The organism is Enterococcus sp. SB12, from assembly GCF_030910025.2.
Taxonomy (GTDB): Bacteria; Bacillota; Bacilli; order Lactobacillales; family Enterococcaceae; genus Enterococcus_B; species Enterococcus_B faecium.
This window is the reverse complement of sequence record NZ_CP175675.1, coordinates 2,094,218-2,112,417: the sequence shown is the minus strand read 5'-3', so window position 1 is coordinate 2,112,417 and position 18,200 is coordinate 2,094,218. Positions and strand designations below refer to the sequence as shown.

18 protein-coding genes and 1 tRNA gene are annotated in these 18,200 nt (G+C 35.9%); 16 read left to right on the top strand and 3 right to left on the bottom strand.

Going from position 1 to position 18,200, the window contains the following annotated elements; all coding sequences use genetic code 11:
* From RBL01_RS10425 to RBL01_RS10385, 9 genes are all read left to right on the top strand, one after another.
* Positions 1-2,112: a BppU family phage baseplate upper protein gene (locus tag RBL01_RS10425; protein WP_307781064.1), complete on the top strand. Its 2,112-nt coding sequence runs from the start codon at positions 1-3 to the stop codon at positions 2,110-2,112.
* Positions 2,113-2,114: 2 nt separating this feature from the next.
* A complete protein-coding gene (locus RBL01_RS10420; protein ID WP_307781065.1) occupies positions 2,115-2,561 on the top strand; it encodes a hypothetical protein in 447 nt (148 codons plus the stop codon).
* Position 2,562: 1 nt separating this feature from the next.
* The gene (locus RBL01_RS10415; protein WP_002290625.1) at positions 2,563-2,700 is read left to right on the top strand and encodes an XkdX family protein; all 138 of its coding nucleotides are present in this window, start codon (positions 2,563-2,565) and stop codon (positions 2,698-2,700) included.
* 37 nt (positions 2,701-2,737) lie between these two features.
* Positions 2,738-3,031: a hypothetical protein gene (locus RBL01_RS10410; RefSeq protein WP_058138205.1), complete on the top strand. Its 294-nt coding sequence runs from the start codon at positions 2,738-2,740 to the stop codon at positions 3,029-3,031.
* 21 nt (positions 3,032-3,052) lie between these two features.
* A complete protein-coding gene (locus RBL01_RS10405) occupies positions 3,053-3,250 on the top strand; it encodes a phage holin (RefSeq protein ID WP_002336349.1) in 198 nt (65 codons plus the stop codon).
* 10 nt (positions 3,251-3,260) lie between these two features.
* Complete coding sequence (locus RBL01_RS10400) at positions 3,261-4,280, top strand: peptidoglycan recognition family protein (RefSeq protein WP_307781066.1); 1,020 nt, start codon at positions 3,261-3,263, stop codon at positions 4,278-4,280.
* Between the two features lie 199 nt (positions 4,281-4,479).
* On the top strand, positions 4,480-5,571 hold the full coding sequence (locus tag RBL01_RS10395; protein WP_307781067.1) for a hypothetical protein: 1,092 nt from the start codon (positions 4,480-4,482) through the stop codon (positions 5,569-5,571).
* Between the two features lie 619 nt (positions 5,572-6,190).
* Positions 6,191-6,264: transfer RNA gene (locus RBL01_RS10390), tRNA-Ile, on the top strand.
* 50 nt (positions 6,265-6,314) lie between these two features.
* Positions 6,315-6,758: a hypothetical protein gene (locus tag RBL01_RS10385; RefSeq protein ID WP_311047716.1), complete on the top strand. Its 444-nt coding sequence runs from the start codon at positions 6,315-6,317 to the stop codon at positions 6,756-6,758.
* Between the two features lie 573 nt (positions 6,759-7,331).
* Here the strand turns inward: RBL01_RS10385 and RBL01_RS10380 are convergent.
* Positions 7,332-8,501: an IS256 family transposase gene (locus RBL01_RS10380; protein WP_002300314.1), complete on the bottom strand. Its 1,170-nt coding sequence runs from the start codon at positions 8,499-8,501 to the stop codon at positions 7,332-7,334.
* A gap of 50 nt (positions 8,502-8,551) precedes the next feature.
* Between RBL01_RS10380 and RBL01_RS10375 the strand changes: the two genes are divergently transcribed.
* Together RBL01_RS10375 and RBL01_RS10370 are read left to right on the top strand one after the other, a co-directional pair.
* The gene (locus RBL01_RS10375) at positions 8,552-8,848 is read left to right on the top strand and encodes a hypothetical protein (protein WP_307781016.1); all 297 of its coding nucleotides are present in this window, start codon (positions 8,552-8,554) and stop codon (positions 8,846-8,848) included.
* Positions 8,849-8,862: 14 nt separating this feature from the next.
* A complete protein-coding gene (locus tag RBL01_RS10370; RefSeq protein ID WP_002318636.1) occupies positions 8,863-9,786 on the top strand; it encodes a LacI family DNA-binding transcriptional regulator in 924 nt (307 codons plus the stop codon).
* 139 nt (positions 9,787-9,925) lie between these two features.
* Here RBL01_RS10370 and RBL01_RS10365 read toward each other — a convergent pair whose 3' ends face one another.
* On the bottom strand, positions 9,926-10,678 hold the full coding sequence (locus RBL01_RS10365; protein WP_002297683.1) for a MerR family transcriptional regulator: 753 nt from the start codon (positions 10,676-10,678) through the stop codon (positions 9,926-9,928).
* A 221-nt stretch (positions 10,679-10,899) separates the two neighbouring features.
* On the opposite strand from RBL01_RS10365, the gene RBL01_RS10360 reads away from it, so the two are divergent.
* From RBL01_RS10360 to nadE, 3 genes are all read left to right on the top strand, one after another.
* Positions 10,900-11,262, top strand: a complete 363-nt coding sequence (locus RBL01_RS10360) for a DUF1827 family protein (RefSeq protein ID WP_002297684.1) — start codon at positions 10,900-10,902, stop codon at positions 11,260-11,262.
* A 638-nt stretch (positions 11,263-11,900) separates the two neighbouring features.
* A complete protein-coding gene (locus RBL01_RS10355; protein ID WP_002297685.1) occupies positions 11,901-13,373 on the top strand; it encodes a nicotinate phosphoribosyltransferase in 1,473 nt (490 codons plus the stop codon).
* An 11-nt stretch (positions 13,374-13,384) separates the two neighbouring features.
* Positions 13,385-14,209 (top strand): ammonia-dependent NAD(+) synthetase, encoded by an 825-nt coding sequence (nadE, locus tag RBL01_RS10350; protein ID WP_002307174.1) that lies wholly within the window; start codon positions 13,385-13,387, stop codon positions 14,207-14,209.
* Positions 14,210-14,281: 72 nt separating this feature from the next.
* Here the strand turns inward: nadE and RBL01_RS10345 are convergent, their stop codons facing one another.
* Positions 14,282-15,172 (bottom strand): ArsR/SmtB family transcription factor, encoded by an 891-nt coding sequence (locus RBL01_RS10345; RefSeq protein ID WP_002307176.1) that lies wholly within the window; start codon positions 15,170-15,172, stop codon positions 14,282-14,284.
* Positions 15,173-15,369: 197 nt separating this feature from the next.
* Here RBL01_RS10345 and RBL01_RS10340 point away from each other — a divergent pair, with 197 nt between their 5' ends.
* On the top strand, positions 15,370-16,887 hold the full coding sequence (locus RBL01_RS10340; RefSeq protein ID WP_038809575.1) for an alpha-N-arabinofuranosidase: 1,518 nt from the start codon (positions 15,370-15,372) through the stop codon (positions 16,885-16,887).
* Positions 16,859-18,148, top strand: a complete 1,290-nt coding sequence (locus RBL01_RS10335; RefSeq protein ID WP_307781015.1) for an ABC transporter substrate-binding protein — start codon at positions 16,859-16,861, stop codon at positions 18,146-18,148. The genes RBL01_RS10340 and RBL01_RS10335 overlap by 29 nt, the downstream gene beginning before the upstream one ends.
* Positions 18,149-18,200 lie beyond the last annotated feature (52 nt).

The window sequence follows — 18,200 nt, the reverse complement described above, 5'->3', positions numbered from 1 at the left end:
ATGGTGTATAAAATTAATGAATCGATCATTGTGATTCAAGCAGAAGCAACTAGTCCAAACAGGACAAATGTTGTTTTTTGGTCGCATGATCGAGGAACAGCTAAGCTTCGAATGAAGTTAGTTCGGAAAAACGGCATCCCTCAAAGCTTACCCGAAGGGACAACTGTTCCGATTCGCTTGATGTTCAAATCTGCAACGGCAGAAGGTGGTTATGGTAAACATGACTATCTAGCTACGGTAGAAGATCCTGTGAATGGGATTGTTTCTATTGTGTTAGAGGATAATATACTGGGATACGTAGGCACCGTAGAAGGTAGCGTATATATTGATTTCCCAAACGACCGCTCGTTAGATACAGCTGGTCGTTTTACTTTTTATATCAAACGCAGTCCAATTGATGATAGCACACCAGAGCTAGAAGATTACTATTTTAATGGGTTCAGTCAGACCATTGATAAAATCGAAAAAATTCTAGCTGATGGGAAGCAAGAGATTGAACAGAAAATTGCGGAATCCGAAACGCAGATTGATGCAAAATTAAAAGACACAAACGACAAAATCACGAAAGCCAATCAAGATGTCTCAACTCTCAATACTAATATTGATAAGGCGAATGCTCGTATTGATCAAACCAATCAACAAATCGGCGATCTCGGCAAGCTGAAAAAGATGTACAGTAACAGCATCGACTTCGGGGGCTATGATTATTCGGGGAATCCTAATATTGCGCCTAATGTAGGTTTTAATGATTTTTACAACAATGGCTCTCAAACTGGTTACACCGCTAAAGATGGAGTAGACCACATTGCGGTTACAAGAACTGCAGATGCTCCTCCGGCTGGAAAACTATTAAACCTCCGCACATTGTTACCAAACAAAACTTATACTCTCAGCGTTGATATATGGGCGGATGCGGAAGTGCCATCTGGTGCGGTACAATGTGGATTTCGATTAAGAGAGGGAACAGAAGTAAGGACTGTTTGGGCGTTTATAAACAAACCTGTGGGTACCAATAGAACGACCTATAGCGTTACGTTTACTACAGCTGCTAATTTTGTGACTACAGAAGAGTCTAGAATATCTTTGTGGTTTAATGATTCAGCTGGTGCATGTACAGGCTATTTAGGCTATAACATCAAAATCGAAGAAGGCTCAACAGCCACCCCATACCAGCCTAACTTACTTGATGCGCCGTATTATTTGAGTAAGGTGGCTTTGGGTAAGAATATTGCAAACAAAGATGTGCAGTTTCCTATTACTACAACTGAATACTCTGTTTATTCAAAAGCCAATGTAGAAGACTACAAAGTTAACCAGAAATATGTAGTCACTATGAAAGCAACTAAACCATCTACTCAGAGTTTTGTAGCTTACTTAGATTGGCAAGGTGCAATTAAAGCTGGAAACTTAACGCCTGTTGAAGGTATGACAGACGTATGGCAACTAGTATTTACAGTAACGCAAGCTAACATAGACGCAGGTGCAGTAAGAAACTTGAATATATATCAATACCCTAGTGCAACTAAAGGCGCTGTTCAAATTGACTGGCTTAAGATTGAAAAAGGAAACACCCGAACCCCGAATATTAGTCAGTTGAAATACTTCGGTGAAGGATTGAAAGACAGCAACAATCCGAACGACTACAGTTGGGATGTCACACCTGAATATACTGAAAAAGGCTTGAATGATGCTGTTAATGTGTATGATCCTCAGAGAGTTGAAGGTTTGAAAAACTTTGCCGATGGTATTCAAATAGCTGGTGATCGTGTAGTTGGTGAAAATGAACATACTATATATAAACTAGATAAGTCAAATAGCAACTCTTTTATTGATGGCTACGCTACATTCATCAAACATGGGAAAATAGTAATCGTTAATGGAACAGTAAAGTTCAAAAAAGCTTATGCCTTTGGTGTACCACTTGATGATGAAGTCCCCGAAGAATTTATTGCAAGAGGAGTTAATGGAATGATAATCGGAGTATCCGGTACTTCCAATAGCGCAAAAATGATATACGTAAGACAAGGCTTTAAATCGATAATGACCAATAGTGAATTTGCCATTAATGAGTGGTTTACATTTAATGGCATTTACTGGGTAGGGGAGGAATAAAAATGAAAAAAATATGGCAGTATGGACGTACTGGCGGAGAGTACGCAGGAAAAGTGTTGGACGATATGCTTGTATCCGTTCCTTACACGGATCAGCCACCGCTTGAAGGGATTTGTGCTGATGGCGAACCGCTAACGATTGCTGATCAGATGTTTGATCCTAAACTGAACCAATGGATTGTTTTAGCGAACGCACTAGATCACAACGATTTAAACAATCTCAAAGCGATGTACGAGTCGTTAGAAAATGAGAACGGCGATTTAAAACAGATCAACGCCAAACTCATGCTAAGCGATGTAGCAATTAAACAGGAAAATACTGCATTGAAAGAAAGAGCGGATAGTTTAGCACAAATCAATTCAAAAATGATGCTTACTTCGCTTCAAAACAGCAAGGATATTGCAGAAATTAAAAAGCAACTAAATCCAGCTTCAAAGGGAGGTGAGTAGTATGTTTAGTTTTAGCGATGTGAAAATGATGTATGATTGGGGCTGTTTTACTGACGATCAAGTTCGACTATTCGTTCCACTATGCATTACAGACGAAGAAGCAGATAAAATCATTAGCAAAGAAGAGAGCGCATCTTAATTGATGTGCTTTTTATTTTGATTCAAGGAGTTGTCACATGATCAATTTAGGGGAATGGGGAACAATCGCAGGATCAATCACTGCGATTGTTTCTTTGATTTTATTAGTAATAAAACCAATTACTGCATCTTTCTCGAAGATTACTGAGACTCTTTCAAAAGTAAGCCACAATTTAGATTTGCTAACAAAAGATTTAGAAGCCAGCAAAAATGATCGACTTACGATACACGAAGAACTGAAAAGTCACGATGAAAGATTAGATAAGCATGCAGAAAAATTGGCGGAACACACGCAACAAATCAAAACTTTGTTTAGAGAAAGATCTAGGTAAAAAGAAAGGAGTTAAGAAGAAATGATTTTACCCGATAAGTATTATCAAATCATCAAATGGACGGTTTTAACAGTATTACCAGCTGCATCTGCTTTAGTAGCCATGTTAGGAAAAGCATATGGATGGAATGGAACAGATATGACAGTGCTGACTATCAATGCAGTAGCAACATTTTTAGGCGTTATCACTGGTGTGTCTGCTTATAATTTGAAAAAATAGGAGGAAACAAATGAAAAATAAAATTACTATTACTGCGATGAGCCTATTAATGGCTCTTTTTTTATTGCCAGTAAATGGATTTGCCTACACGATTAATAATGAGTTTAACTTAGCATCTAACCAGGGCGATTCTCGATTAGCTTATCAAAATTATATTCTCATCCATGAAACTGCGACACTTGCTCCTGCGCGTAATGTAGCAGCTAATATGAAGAATAATTATAATGGTATTAGTCCTTATACAACTGATGTTGTTGGAGACGGAGGGATTGTTTACCGAGTAGGAGAACCAGGCTATGTTTCTTGGGGTGCACTGAATGCGAATCCATATGCTCCTGCACAAATTGAATTACAGCATACTTACGATCGTAACCTGTTTGAAAAGAATTATCGTGCTTACGTAGAATTAATTCGTGATTACTGTAATCAGTTTAATATTCCTAAGACTTTAGATACGGGGTATCCGAATAAGGGAGTAAAATCTCATTTATGGGTAACAAATACCTACGGAGGCGATCATACAGATCCTTACGGTTATCTTTCTGAAATGGGTGTAAGTAAAGAAAAATTAGCCTATGATATTGCTCATGGATTTACCGATGAAAATCCGACAACTTCAGATGATAGACCAGTCATTGATCCAACTAGAGCAGGTGCAGCAAATCCAACTTTGTCAGATGGAACGAACTACGCCCACAATGATCAGTTTGGGGAAATCGAAAACGCAAACTTGCATGTGGCTGGCTGGCACATTGCTAACTATAAATACGAGTACATTTTTATCATGGACTATAATACTGGAAAAGAGTTAGCACGAGTAAATGCTAATGGCGTTTCACGTCCAGATGTAAACCAATCTTATAGTACTTCTGGAAATGTTGGTTATCATGTATCTTTCAATATGCGTAATTTTCCTAATAAGAAAGTCTATGTCATGATGCGTGCAACGAATGATCCAGAAGGGAACACTAAAGGCGGAGCACAAGATTTTCATGACAATCGTTGGTATTTGAATATTCCAGAACGATAAAAAATAGCCCCTCGATGAGGGGCGGTACATAAAGTATAGTTTTAATATCATAAACGTTCAATTTGAACTTATGTTCCCGTCGTGTTAAAATAATTTTATAATCCTCAAAGATTATATCTGCTAAGAAGCCCAAAAGCTATTGTCTTTAGGGCTTTCTTTTGGTTTAATTAATTTAGCAGACATGAAAAGAGGAGATTAAATGGTTCATCAATCAGATTATAAAATTCCTATCTTAGAGATACCTAAAGATACTCAGTATTGGGTTGTTAGAGCTGATGGGGGAAAATACTATGACGATTTTTTAGAAAATAATTTTATCGCAATAGGTGACGATAAAATTACAAAAAGTTTTTTAGAAAATAAACAAAAGCAAGATGGATTTCATGATTTAAAATCAGTTGAAATTTTAAAGGTTATTTATGAGGAAAAGTATCCTGATTTAAAACCCCAATCATGCACATTATATTCTAAAAGACTTTATAACTTTATATTTGAAATGACAATAGGGGATATAGTAATAGTTCCTTCAAAAAATTCTATTTTTTTTCTAATTGGTGTTGTAGATTCGGAAATGTATGATGGGTCATCAGGCATTGAAGATTCTGAAAAAACTGGAATTAAAGCTTGTCCGTTTATTAAAAGAAGAACTGTTACCTGGATTAAAGAAATAGGAAGATCTAGTTTACCTCAAAAAATGTACTGGGTGTTGTCAGCACATCAAACTATATTTAACGTAACTGACTTTTCAAGAGAAGTGAATTCACTTTTATCTTTTATTGTAAAATTTGGAGAAGAAGTAACCGCTTCCTGCTTTGTTTCTACAGATAAAGGTATAACAATCAAAGATTGGCATCAATTAACTAGTATTTTAATTGAAACCACAGGTGAAGACTCAGATGAAATAGATATGAAAATTGATGTACAGTCGCCAGGTGACATTGCTTTATCGGCTACAAAGGATTCAATAGGTGAACTTTTTAAAATTTTAGGCAATATAGTTGATCCATCTTCGATTACACCAGGGACTCTTTTGGCATACGTGATTATCCTATACGCAATTGGTTTCGGTGAGGTCAACATAGCGGGATTTAAATTGCAAGGAATTCATCCTTATTTTTTTGGAAAGGGTAAGCTTGAAAGGGATAAATTGAAAGCTGAAATAGATGGGCTTAAACTTGCGAATAAAAAAGTAGCAAGTGAGATAAAAGACAAGAAAATTATTCCGAGTGATCCAGGAAAGATAATCCCACTGAAAAAGAAAAAGGATAGTCTTGACTTGGACCAGGAGTAATTTTGATTAGTAATAAATTTATAAAGAAGCTTAGCAAAAAAGAGAGTAAGTCATTTTTAAAAAAAATATTAAGAGGTAGAAAAATGGATGCTATTATTACAAGATTTCCAAAAATAATTTGAATTTTTTTCATCTAACAAACCTCCTCTTTTCTTAAAGTATACCATAAAGACCTTATCTGTCACTAAGGTCTTTATTTTTTTACTATTAATTTTGCAACATTATATTTACTTTTTATTAAACAGTTAAGATATTCACTATTTTTTGGATATATAGAAAATCAGACCCATCATCCTTGGCTGAGGTTTTTTCATTTTTTCTGAAAAAGTTAAGAAAATAATAGACTAAAAAATAACTATGTGAGATAATGAACATAGAAATAAGCTTCAGATACTATCTAACCCTAGAGTCTTTCCCCAAAAAGATAAGTATCTGAAGCTTTTTTCTTTTTATAACTCGGAAATAATATCATAAAATAATATATTTTACAAATAAAAATAAACTGGTTTTTTTCTAGTGATTGTGTAATAATAAATTAGCCATCACAACAAAGAATGAAACCCATTATTATCTAGTCTATCTCCATTCTTTTTGTTAGCAGGAGTTGTGGTGGCTTCTCGTACCCTTAGCTCAGTTGGTTAGAGCAGACGGCTCATAACCGTCCGGTCGTAGGTTCGAGTCCTACAGGGTATATAGCATTACTTTTTTGTTATAATAAATATCTAAAATATTATCTTGGAAGGATGATTAATATGGCTTGGTACTGTGATAGTTGTGGTCGTGAAATTAAAAATGCAAGTGATGGCTGGGTTGAATGGAAAACAAATTCAGACCATAGAGGTTACGGAATGCGATTGGTGCATCATCGTAATAACTGTCAATATAATGGTGCAGAAGTTTATCGACAAGAAAAAGCTACTCTTTCAGATTTAGATTTAGGCTTTTTTTCTAGTCAAAACGGACTAATGGACTTACTACAAATGATTAGTGATGATCAATTTCTAGACAAAGAAGAAGTCTTGGAAATGATAAAACGAATTCATATAAATGGGTATGAAAAAGTAAGAAATTATCTGGATTTAGCGATTTCAGAAGGGGTTTTCGATCCAAATACAAAACCAGGCTATCCATTAGAATATCAAATAAAAATGGTTAGTGATTGGATGGATAAACAAGGAATCCAGTAAACGTGTAATAACGTACTTTAAATGTATTCCGTTTCAATAGATAGATATATTCCTAGAATAGAAGGGGCAAAAAAGGGGCAAAAAACTCTTACTAGTCCGTTCTAGCCTAAAAAATTCAAACATTGCCAACGTTGCTTTTCCTTGATTTGATGGGATTTTTGTCCAGTGTGGACAAGTGAAAAACATTTGTCTTGATGGGCGGTATGATGTAAGAAAAAGCAACTTGCTTATCTACAACTGATCATTAGTGAAAGACAGATAAAAAGAGGCTGGAACAGAAGCGTTTAACTCCAAGAAATAAGAAGAAATTCACGAAAATTGCTTTTCAAATTTTTGTGAATTTCAGCTTGTTTCCGAAGGAGTTGCTTCTGCTTCCGCCGTTTATACGTGTTTAGAGCGTGAGACAAAAGTGTTCTTTACTTTTGTCCCACGCTCTTTTTTGTGTGTAATTATAATGAAAATAGTTATTTTTAATAGTTATAATATTTTATAGTTATTTATTTTATCTATTAAAACTAAATAGGTTGCGTCAAGAATTATGTGTAAATGGAAAAGCCCATTCTGTTGATCAAGTTAAAACATTGATTCTAATGTATCATGTATTTCTTTAAAACCTTTATGAACTCGGCATAGAAACTTTTGATTATAGTTGTTGAATTGAGATACTAGAAATCTCTCCAGAGATTCTTCATTAGGAAATTGCTCTTTTCTTTTGGTATATTTCTTTAATTGTTTGTTAAAACCTTCAATCAAATTAGTTGAATAAATAGTTCTTCTGATTGACGGAGGGAAATTATAAAAGGTTAATATAGCAGGATTCATGAGCAATTTAACCACTCGTGGATACTGCTTTTTCCATTTATCTATCATAAACCTTATTTGATTATTTGCTTCTTCTTTTGAACTTGCTTGATAAACTAATTTGAAATCGCTACAGATTTCTTGTCGATCACTAACACGAACCTTATGAGCGATATTTCTAGATATATGGACACAACATTGTTGAAATTGAGCATTTGGATAAACACTATGAATACTATCGTTAATGCCACTTAAACCATCAGTTACGACTAATAAAACCTCTTTTAAACCACGGTCTTTTAGGTCTTGAAGAATCTCTTTCCAAACATAAGCAGATTCAGTTGGAGCAAGACTAAACCCAAGAACCTCTTTGGTTCCATCTAATCGAATGCCAATTACAATATAAACTGCTTCTTTTGAAACAGTTTGTCTTTTTAAAGGAATGTGAGTAGCATCCATAAAAATGACAGAGTATCTGGATTCTAAGGACCTTTCTTTAAAGGCAATAATATCTTCAGAAACTATTTTAGTCATATTTGAAATGGTTTGTGGCGTATAGTGATGCCCGTACATTTTTTCAATCAATTCAGAGATTTCAGACATAGTAATTCCTTTTTGAAATAGCTGAATAATAGTGGTTTCTAAAGAGTCATTGGTTCTTTTATAAGCAGGTAAAGTTTGTTGAGAAAACTTACCATTTCTATCTCTAGGAATCACCAAATTTAATTCTCCATACTCTGTTCTGAATGAACGTGAATAATTCCCATTACGGGAATTACCTGAATTGAACCCAGCACGATCATATTTTTCATAATCAAGAAAAGCTGTTAATTCAGCCTGCAATAATGAATTAACAGCTAATTCTAAATGACATCGAAATAATTCATCTAAATCACCTTTATTGATTAGTGTTTCCATAATTTCTGTAGTAAAATTGGGCATGAGAAAGTCCTCCTATAAAATTTCGGTTGTGGTAACTTTAATTTTACAGAATGGACTTTCTTTTTTTCTACCCTAAATATCTATTTACACAAAATATTTTACGCTATCCGAACAATTATTTTTATGCGTTTGTCGAGTTCAAGGGATCCGTATTAACGTTGTACAGTTTTCAAGGGTTGAATAGGAATATAGTAAAAGAAATACCAATGAATGAAATCGAAACTTTGACAAAAGATATATATTGGGGCGGGCAGCGGATCAGTTTTTCGCATGAAGGAAAAATGTATCAGTTTTTTGAATGCGGTCCAGCTGTGGTAGACTATTTACAAGAAAATCTTTTTGTATAGGTGGCGAAGCAGCAGTGGCAAACATTCGAGATATCGCAAAGCTCACAGGTTATTCAGTTTCTACTATTTCACGTGTAATCAATGGACATCCATATATAGATGAGGAAAAAAGGAAAGAAATACTTGCGGTCATGAAAGAAGTCGATTATATCCCTAATGCAAATGCCAGACAGTTAAGTTATGGAAAAACGAAAAGCATTGGAGTGATTCTGCCTTATACCAATCATCCGTATTTTGATCAGTTGATCAGTGGGATCATTGAAGCAGCGTTTGATTATGATTACAAAGTGACACTTTTACCGACGGGCTATCAGAAAGAAAAAGAGCGAAGGTATCTTGAAGAATTTGCAGCTAAAGCTTTCGATGGATTGATCATTACGTCTCGTGCCAATACACTAGATGATTTATTGGCATATCAAAAATATGGACCTCTAGTTTTTTGTGAAGAAATCAAGGGAAAACAGGCAAGTTGTGTCTTTATTGATCGAGAACAATCAATTACAGAAGGCCTTACTTATTTGAAGCAGCAAGGTATAAAGCAATTGGGCATCACGTTGGGGCGAAGTGGCAGGCTAAGTTATAACTCAAAAATCACTTTGCAGCTATGTCATCAACTTTTTCCATCTTTTGATGAATCACTTGTTTTTTGGGATTGTATAGATGCAGAGAAAGGAAAACAAGCAGGCTTCTTTTTTAAAGAGCTTGGAGTTGATGGTGTCTTTACAAATTCGGATATGGTTGCAGCAGGCATCTTGCAAAGCTATCTGCAAGATAAGACACCAGTGGTGATTGGACGCGATAATTTGCTGATCAGCGAGCTTCTTGGTTTCCCAACCATCGACCACCATCTGGAAGCTTGCGGAGAAATGGCATTTCAATTGTTTCTTACAGAAAAAAAGGATAAAGTGAAAATACCTTATACGTTTATTCAACGATGAATATATTTAAAGTAGGATGAAAAAACTTGTGAAAGAATGGAGCAGACACCAAAAGTTAGCATAAAAATCTAACTTGGGTGTCTGCTGTTTTGTTATTAGGTCATTTTACGTGTACTTTTTTGTTGGATCATGTAAAAGATTACGCCTTTTTTTGGATAATTTCATTTAAAGCTTTTGCTGCACCATGACCACTTCGCTCGTCATAATATGCAGTGAACCGTTCATCGGCTTCGTACATCATTCCTAGTCCTTTATGCGCTTTTGGCTGATATTCAGGCCAGCTGTAAGATAACCACTTCTTATGAGCTTGGAAGATACGGTCTGCTAAGCTTTCATCTTCTGGTTCTTTTAAGTAAAGAGTGAGATCAAATAACATCTGCTTTTCAACAGTTTGCATTTCTTCATACGTTTCTTTATCCATATTCATCCATTTTTCATTGGATGCTGTAACCTTTTTTTTCCCGTATTTTTGTCGAATCTCTTGTCCATAGGATTCTTCATTTTCTTTCAACTTTTGTTGTTTAAACCCTTCAAATTTTTCTTTGTCACTCATTTTTCTTCCTCCTTCGTACATATCAAGTGTCTGTTGGACAGTTGTCAAGAGGGTATCGATTTGTGCCCGTTTTTCCAGCAACATTTGCTGATGCTTGATTAAAGCTTTCTGGTGGTCAAAAGATGGATTGTCTAAGACCTCTTGGATATCCTCCAACTTGAATGCCATTGTTCGATAAAATAAGATGTGTTGCAGACGATCGACTTCTTTTTTGCCATAAATCCGATAACCTGAAGAATTGATCCTAGCTGGTTTTAGCAGTCCAATCTCATCATAAAAGCGCAAGGTTCTCGGACTGACTCCTGATATCTCTGACATTTTCTTTATTGTGTACTCCATTATTTTTCCTCCTGACAAATGTAAGCATAATCCTTTACGTAACGAGAAGGTCAAGAAAAAATTGTATTTTTTTCTCATGAAATTATGTTATACTATTAAGTGATAAAAGGTAAATCCTTTTGTCTTTAAAGGTTCAATTGTAACCGATTCCTTAATGCTAGGAAAGATGGTAACATAACTTAGATTGGATCTAAATCGACTATATAGAAAAGAGGAATGAGATGAAGCTAATCGAAACACCTGTGAATAGTAATTTAAATATTAAGACATTTTATCCTAAAGTAGTGGAATTCTTTTTTGGGAATACAGCTATTAATTATTACAAATTATTTTCGTTAGATCGAACACAACTGCTATTGGTAGACACATATGATAAAAAGCAAGTCGTGATGATCAATACGAAGAAAAAAATCACAAGGCAAGAAATCGACTATGCGATTCATCACGTTTTAAAAATGACACGAGAAGATGTCAAAGTCCATGTAGGAGTGAAACAGGAGCTAGAACGTGCCGGAATACAATTCAAACGTCCAAATAAAGATATTGTAGTGATAGAACAAAAAAATACGAAGATTTCTATTTAATAACGACTAATAATCATCTTTATGGTAACCTGCTCCATATCTAACGTATACAATAAAAAACAAGGCGAGACTGATTGATGTCTCGCCATTTTTGTTTCCATTCTATTGACAGCTGCTTTCTTACTTTTGTTTTTTTAAAAAAACGTGTGATATTTTTTCCGCGAGTTTTTTCAACGCAAGGTATATCTTGTCATAATTCGCCTTTCCAAAAAAATTCAATACATAATAAGTTATATCCGTTTCTTTGGGGATAAGAAGCAAAAAAGGAAAGATGTATTATTTGCTTCAAAAACTTTTGCCATTGATTATGTTGTAGAGACATTTGGTTATATTCGTTCAATCATCGGTATCTTAACGGCTACGATTGTAGTAGGAAAAGCTACTTATTTTATCAAGTAAGAAAAATAGAAAACGCTAATTACTTCGTGTCTCGGATACATTGAATAAAATAAGTATTCTTTCTCGTTTAGGTTAAATACCAATAAGAAAGGATAGTTTTAGCAGATGGAGTTCATTTTTAGCAAGAAATATCCGTAAAACATGTGCTTTTTCAGAAAAAATGGAAGATTTCTTTTCCTATTAATTTTTTTTGTTATAATGGGTAGGAAATGAAAACTTGCCAAGAGGAGTAATACAAGATGAATAATACTTACCCAGACGACAGTTTGACGCTGCATACGGATCTATATCAAATCAACATGATGCAGACATACTGGGAATTAGGTCGAGCTGATTTACATGCTGTTTTTGAATGTTACTTTCGAGAAATGCCTTTTAACCACGGATACGCGGTTTTTGCAGGATTGGAACGGTTAGTCAATTATTTAGAGAATCTGACGTTCAATGATTCCGATATTGCTTACTTGCGTGGATTAGAAGTCTATCCTGAAGGTTTTTTGGAGTATTTACAAAATTTTGAATTTAAAGCAACAGTTCGTTCTGCTCGTGAAGGAGAACTAGTTTTTGCAAATGAACCATTGATCCAAGTGGAAGGGCCTTTAGCGCACTGCCAATTAGTAGAAACAGCACTGTTGAATATGGTCAATTTCCAAACGTTGATCGCGACAAAAGCAGCTCGTATCAAATCTGTCATCGGAGAAGATCCACTATTGGAATTTGGAACTAGACGGGCACAAGAACTGGATGCAGCAGTCTGGGGAACTAGAGCGGCATATATCGGCGGAGCAGATGCAACAAGCAATGTACGTGCTGGGAAGATATTTGGGATACCAGCTAGCGGGACCCATGCTCATTCGTTAGTCCAATCTTATGGAAATGATTATGAAGCATTTATGGCCTACGCTAAAACCCATAAAGACTGCGTGTTCTTAGTCGACACTTATGATACGTTGAAATCAGGTGTGCCAAGTGCGATTCGCGTGGCGAAAGAATTAGGTGACAAAATCAACTTCCAAGGCGTACGCATCGACAGTGGAGATATGGCCTATATATCTAAGCGTGTTCGGGAACAATTAGATGCAGCCGGATTTACGGAAGCAAAAATCTATGCTTCGAATGACTTGGATGAAGCAACGATTTTGAATTTAAAGATGCAAAAAGCTAAAATTGATGTATGGGGTGTTGGGACAAAATTGATCACAGCCTATGATCAGCCAGCCCTTGGTGCAGTATTCAAGCTAGTATCGATCGAAGATGATGAAGGAAACATGATGGATACGATCAAGTTATCAAGCAATGCAGAAAAAGTAACTACTCCAGGGAAAAAACAAGTGTGGCGCATCACTCGAAATTTTGATGGGAAATCTGAAGGAGACTACGTTACATTATGGGATGAAGACCCTCGAGAAGAAGAAGCTATCTTCATGTTCCATCCAGTGCATACGTTTATCAATAAAACTGTTCGAGACTTTACAGCTCGCCCAGTTTTACAAGATATCTTTATCGAAGGAAAAAGAGTTTACGAATTACCTGCACTAAACGAAATCAAAGAATATACAAAAGAAAATCTAGATTCACTATGGGAAGAGTATAAACGAGACTTGAATCCGCAAAAATACCCAGTCGATCTGTCTACTGAATGCTGGAACCATAAAATGGCTATCATGGAACGAATGAAAAAAAGCGTAGCAGAACTTCATACAGAAGCATAGGAGGAGAATAAATGAGCCTGCAGACAGAAATTATCAATGAATTAGGTGTCAAACCAACAATTGATCCAAAAGAAGAAATACGTAAAAGTATTGACTTTATGAAAGCATATTTGAAAAAATATCCGTTTCTTAAAACTTTTGTACTAGGTATCAGCGGCGGCCAAGATTCTACTTTAGCAGGCCGTTTGGCGCAACTAACGATGGAAGAAATGCGTGAAGAAACAAAAGATGAAAACTATCAATTTATCGCTGTTCGTCTTCCTTATGGTGAACAAGCAGATGAAGAAGATGCAAAAGCTGCTCTTGACTTTATCCAGCCCGATGTTAGTCTGCGAGTAAATATCAAACCAGCTGTTGATGCACAAGTACAAGTATTAAGCGAAGCAGGTGTGGAAATCAGCGATTTTAACAAAGGAAATATCAAAGCACGTCAACGTATGATTACGCAATATGCCGTAGCTGGAGAAAGAGCAGGAGCCGTATTAGGGACAGATCATGCTGCAGAAAACATTACTGGATTCTTCACGAAATTTGGTGATGGTGGAGCCGACATTTTGCCATTATTCCGTTTGGACAAACGACAAGGGAAACAATTGCTTCAAGCATTGAATGCACCGGAAAAATTATACACAAAAATTCCGACTGCAGATCTTGAAGATGGGAAACCAATGATTGCAGATGAAGTCGCACTAGGTGTCACATATAATGAAATTGATGATTATCTAGAAGGAAAAGAAGTTCCCGCTCAAGCACAAGAAAAAATCGAAGCATGGTGGAACAAGACACAACATAAACGACATTTGCCAATTTCCGTTTTGGATGATTTCTGGAAATAACAATAAAGCAAAAACAGCCGTCCCTTCATAGGGATTGGCTGTTTTTGTTTTATAAAATAGAAAAGAAAAATATCAGCTGTAGTAAACTTTTAATTTGATATCCTGATCGTAATTACCGAATCCTTTACCAAATAAAGTACAGCCCCCCACATGTTTGGCATCGTCTTTCACTTCGATTCGCAAATGCCAAGTGTCTTGCTCTTTAGGGATGTCGTTGATCGTGATGTTTGACAAGGGTTCTCCATTCATATTCGTCAAGTGTTTGGTAATTCGGATCGTCTTCAGCAAGCCGTATTGATTAAGATTATCTGGATACCAATCAGGCGTATATTTACCGCGGATATCAGCAAAATCTCCAGGGCTCGTCCATGTTCCTAGCTCCACACCATTTAGGCTGAAAGTGATATCTGAAGGCCAATTGTCATTTGAAAAAGGAAATTCAGAAGAAATTTCCACAGAAACTTCCAACATCTCCAATGTATCCTCTGTATTTAAAAAATTAGGTGCCTGATACTCGACAAATCCGCTGGTAAACCAGAGAATGCGGGCATCCATCCTTCGAGGATCCATAAAATAGCGTGGTTCATCCACTTTCCCGATAAAATCATGGATCGTAGCTAAACCGCATGTTGGTTCAATTGCATAATTTGTATAGTGACCAATAGGTATCGATGTTTCTTTCGTATCAAAAGCATTGAATATTTTTTCTGGAAAACTGATATCGATTTTATCGACACGAAGGCTCGAAATTTTTTGTTGTCCTACTTTTTCTGTTTTGATGATGTTTGCTTCCTCTAGCTTTTTCACGTGCATCGTTGTGATAGCACTGCTTACCCCAAGTTCTTTTGCCAAATCTTTGACATTCATCTTCTTTTTGGAAAGTAGCTGGATGATCCTGATCCTTGTTTTACTAGCTAATGCTTCATATACCGGTAAGGATTCTTCGTTTATTTGTAGTTGCATATATATCACCTCTTAAAAGGTTTTTCTTATATATTAACATACTTGTTAATAAAAGTTATATTAAATTATTTGTTTTAATCGTTATTAATATTTTGGTTAATTAAAATCGATAAAAAATAAGTAAGTTTAACATTTATATTATTGACAACGCTTTCAACAAGGTGTATTATTCATGTATAAATTAAAGGAGGTCAGTTATGGAAGCCACAATGTTGATTAGTAGTGTCAAGCGTGTAGGCAAAGTTGATCCGCGGTTGTACAGTTCATTTATTGAACATATGGGACGAGCAGTATATGAAGGGATTTATCAGCCAGATCATCCATCAGCTAATAAAAGTGGATTTCGCCAAGACGTCATTCACTTGGTAAAAGAATTGAACATTCCCATGATTAGATATCCTGGTGGAAATTTTGTGTCAGGATTTCGTTGGGAAGACAGTATTGGGCCCATAGCAAATAGACCTAGAAGGTTGGATTTAGCTTGGCGGACAATTGAAACGAATGAAGTTGGGATTCATGAATTTTATAACTGGTGTCAGCATGTGGGGGCCGAAATCAATATGGCTGTCAATCTGGGTACTCGTGGAGTAGATGCAGCTCGTAATTTAGTCGAATATTGTAATTTTCCTAAAGGAACTTATTGGAGTGATTTAAGGCGTTCGAATGGTCAAGAGAGCCCTTTTGGAATTAAGACATGGTGTTTAGGGAATGAAATGGACGGTCCTTGGCAGATTGGACATAAAACAGCGGAAGAATATGGACGGTTAGCAGAGGAAACGGCTAAGGCGATGAAACTCGTAGATGATTCAATTGAGGTGGTTTTATGCGGAAGTTCGAATCGGCAAATGCCTACATTTGGTGACTGGGAGTTAACAGTTCTTGATCAAGCGTACGATCAAATAGATTATTTGTCTCTTCATCAATATTATGGCAACCAAAAAAATGATCTTTCTCATTATCTTGCACGTTCCTTAGACATAGATCGGTTCATTTCTGAAGTGACAGCGATGTGCGATACAGTCAAGGCGAAGAAACATAGTAAGAAGCAGATCAACCTGTCCTTTGATGAATGGAATATTTGGTATCATTCAGCGGAACAAGATGAGCAAGCAGCGCCTTGGCAGATTGCTCCTCCTTTACTAGAAGATAACTATAATTTTGAAGATGCATTACTATTAGGCTGTCTATTAATCACTTTATTGAAACATGCAGATAGAGTAAAGATTGCTTGTCTTGCTCAATTGGTAAACGTTATTGCACCAATCAGGACAGAAACAAACGGAGAAGCTTGGAGACAGACGATCTATTATCCATTTATGCAAGCTGCTGTGTATGGACAAGGAGAGGTGTTAAGCCCACAAATTCGTTCAGCAAACTATGCGACGGAAGATTTTGAAGAAGTGCCGTATTTAGAAAGTATAGCCGTAATAAATGACAAAGAACTTGTCATATTTGCAGTTAACCGTGGAGAAGAAGAAATGAATCTAACTGTTCACTTGTCTGAATTATCAGTAGAGGGAGTGATTGATTTTTCTGAAATGAGTGGATTTGATACAAAAGCAACTAATCTTCCTAAAAGTGAACAAGTAAAACCAAGTCATTCAACAAATGTAAAAGCTGAAGATGGGAAAATCAATTGTTTATTGAAACCGCTATCTTGGAATGTGGTCAGATGTCGTTTATCAGATGAAGGAGGAACAAAAAATGAAAGGTAAAAAATGGTTAATTGGCTCTTTGTTGGTAGCTGCAACAGGTATTTTAGGAGCTTGCGGTGGCGGAAGTTCAGCAGAATCTGATTCTGATAAAGAAGTGACTTTGACTTTTTGGAATGGGTTTACTGCATCTGATGGTGAAATATTGCAAGAAATCGTTAATGAATTTAATAAAACAAATGATAAAAACATCAAAATTGAAATGGATATCATGACTTGGGCCAATTTGAATGAAAAACTTCCTACAGCGATTTCTTCTAAAAAAGCACCTGACTTTATTGCATTAAATTATCCAGATTTTGCACAGTATGTAGAAAACGGAGCGGTACAATCATTAGACGATTTCTGGGAATATGATGGAGTAGATAAATCTGATTTTAAAGAAACGGCTATTGAATTAGGTGAAGTAGAAGGTAAACAGTATTTTGTCCCCATGCAGGTACAAGGAATGTATATGTATTGGAATAATGATTTGTTTAAACAAGCTGGATTAGATACTGAACAACCACCTACTACTTGGGAAGAATTGACAGAAATGGCACCAAAATTAACTGATAGTAGTAAAAATGTATCAGGTTTTGTCTTCAATAAGGATGGAACTGCACCGTTATATAACTGGATGTTAGCAAATGGCGGTAAATTAGTGAACGATGATTATACTAAGTCTGAATTTGCGTCTCCTGAGAACCTTAAAACGTTAAAAGCGATCCAAAAAATGATCCATGTAGACAAGACTGGTCCAGAATCGATTTCTGGCGCCGAAATGGACAATTTAATGAATGCTGGTCAACTAGCCATTGAAATCAATGGGCCATGGTTAAATAACGGATTGAAAGCAAACGAGATTGATTATAATGTGACTACCTTACCACAAGGGAGTGATTCAGACAAAAAAACAGCTATTTTAGATGGCGTAGGATATGCCATTCCGGCAAGTACAGATAATAATAAAAAAGAAGCTGTCTATGAGTTTTTTAAATATTGGAATACAACTGAAATTGGTAAAAAATGGAGTATCGAAAATGGTTTTCCTGCCTACTTGGATTCAGTAGCAAAAGATGAAGAAGTAAAAAATGATCCTATTGTATCTGAATTATCGAAACAAATGGACTATGCAGAGCCATATTTACCAGGTTTTACCCAAATCTCTGCGATCAATAACGATATCATCAATCCACTGATTGAAAAATTATTAGCAGGAGAAGATCCTGAGACACTCATGAACGATGCAGATGATGCCATCAATCAATTACTGCAAAAATAGTACAGAACTTTATACAGGATAGACTGTTGGCAAGATACAGATATCTGAATGA

Coding starts and splice junctions, on each gene's coding strand:
- RBL01_RS10425 (WP_307781064.1), top strand. CDS start 1: ATGGTGTATAAAATTAATGAATCGATCATTGTGATTCAAGCAGAAGCA.
- RBL01_RS10420 (WP_307781065.1), top strand. CDS start 2,115: ATGAAAAAAATATGGCAGTATGGACGTACTGGCGGAGAGTACGCAGGA.
- RBL01_RS10415 (WP_002290625.1), top strand. CDS start 2,563: ATGTTTAGTTTTAGCGATGTGAAAATGATGTATGATTGGGGCTGTTTT.
- RBL01_RS10410 (WP_058138205.1), top strand. CDS start 2,738: ATGATCAATTTAGGGGAATGGGGAACAATCGCAGGATCAATCACTGCG.
- RBL01_RS10405 (WP_002336349.1), top strand. CDS start 3,053: ATGATTTTACCCGATAAGTATTATCAAATCATCAAATGGACGGTTTTA.
- RBL01_RS10400 (WP_307781066.1), top strand. CDS start 3,261: ATGAAAAATAAAATTACTATTACTGCGATGAGCCTATTAATGGCTCTT.
- RBL01_RS10395 (WP_307781067.1), top strand. CDS start 4,480: ATGGTTCATCAATCAGATTATAAAATTCCTATCTTAGAGATACCTAAA.
- RBL01_RS10385 (WP_311047716.1), top strand. CDS start 6,315: ATGATTAATATGGCTTGGTACTGTGATAGTTGTGGTCGTGAAATTAAA.
- RBL01_RS10380 (WP_002300314.1), bottom strand. CDS start 8,501: ATGCCCAATTTTACTACAGAAATTATGGAAACACTAATCAATAAAGGT.
- RBL01_RS10375 (WP_307781016.1), top strand. CDS start 8,552: ATGGACTTTCTTTTTTTCTACCCTAAATATCTATTTACACAAAATATT.
- RBL01_RS10365 (WP_002297683.1), bottom strand. CDS start 10,678: ATGGAGTACACAATAAAGAAAATGTCAGAGATATCAGGAGTCAGTCCG.
- RBL01_RS10360 (WP_002297684.1), top strand. CDS start 10,900: ATGAAGCTAATCGAAACACCTGTGAATAGTAATTTAAATATTAAGACA.
- RBL01_RS10355 (WP_002297685.1), top strand. CDS start 11,901: ATGAATAATACTTACCCAGACGACAGTTTGACGCTGCATACGGATCTA.
- nadE (WP_002307174.1), top strand. CDS start 13,385: ATGAGCCTGCAGACAGAAATTATCAATGAATTAGGTGTCAAACCAACA.
- RBL01_RS10345 (WP_002307176.1), bottom strand. CDS start 15,172: ATGCAACTACAAATAAACGAAGAATCCTTACCGGTATATGAAGCATTA.
- RBL01_RS10340 (WP_038809575.1), top strand. CDS start 15,370: ATGGAAGCCACAATGTTGATTAGTAGTGTCAAGCGTGTAGGCAAAGTT.
- RBL01_RS10335 (WP_307781015.1), top strand. CDS start 16,859: ATGAAGGAGGAACAAAAAATGAAAGGTAAAAAATGGTTAATTGGCTCT.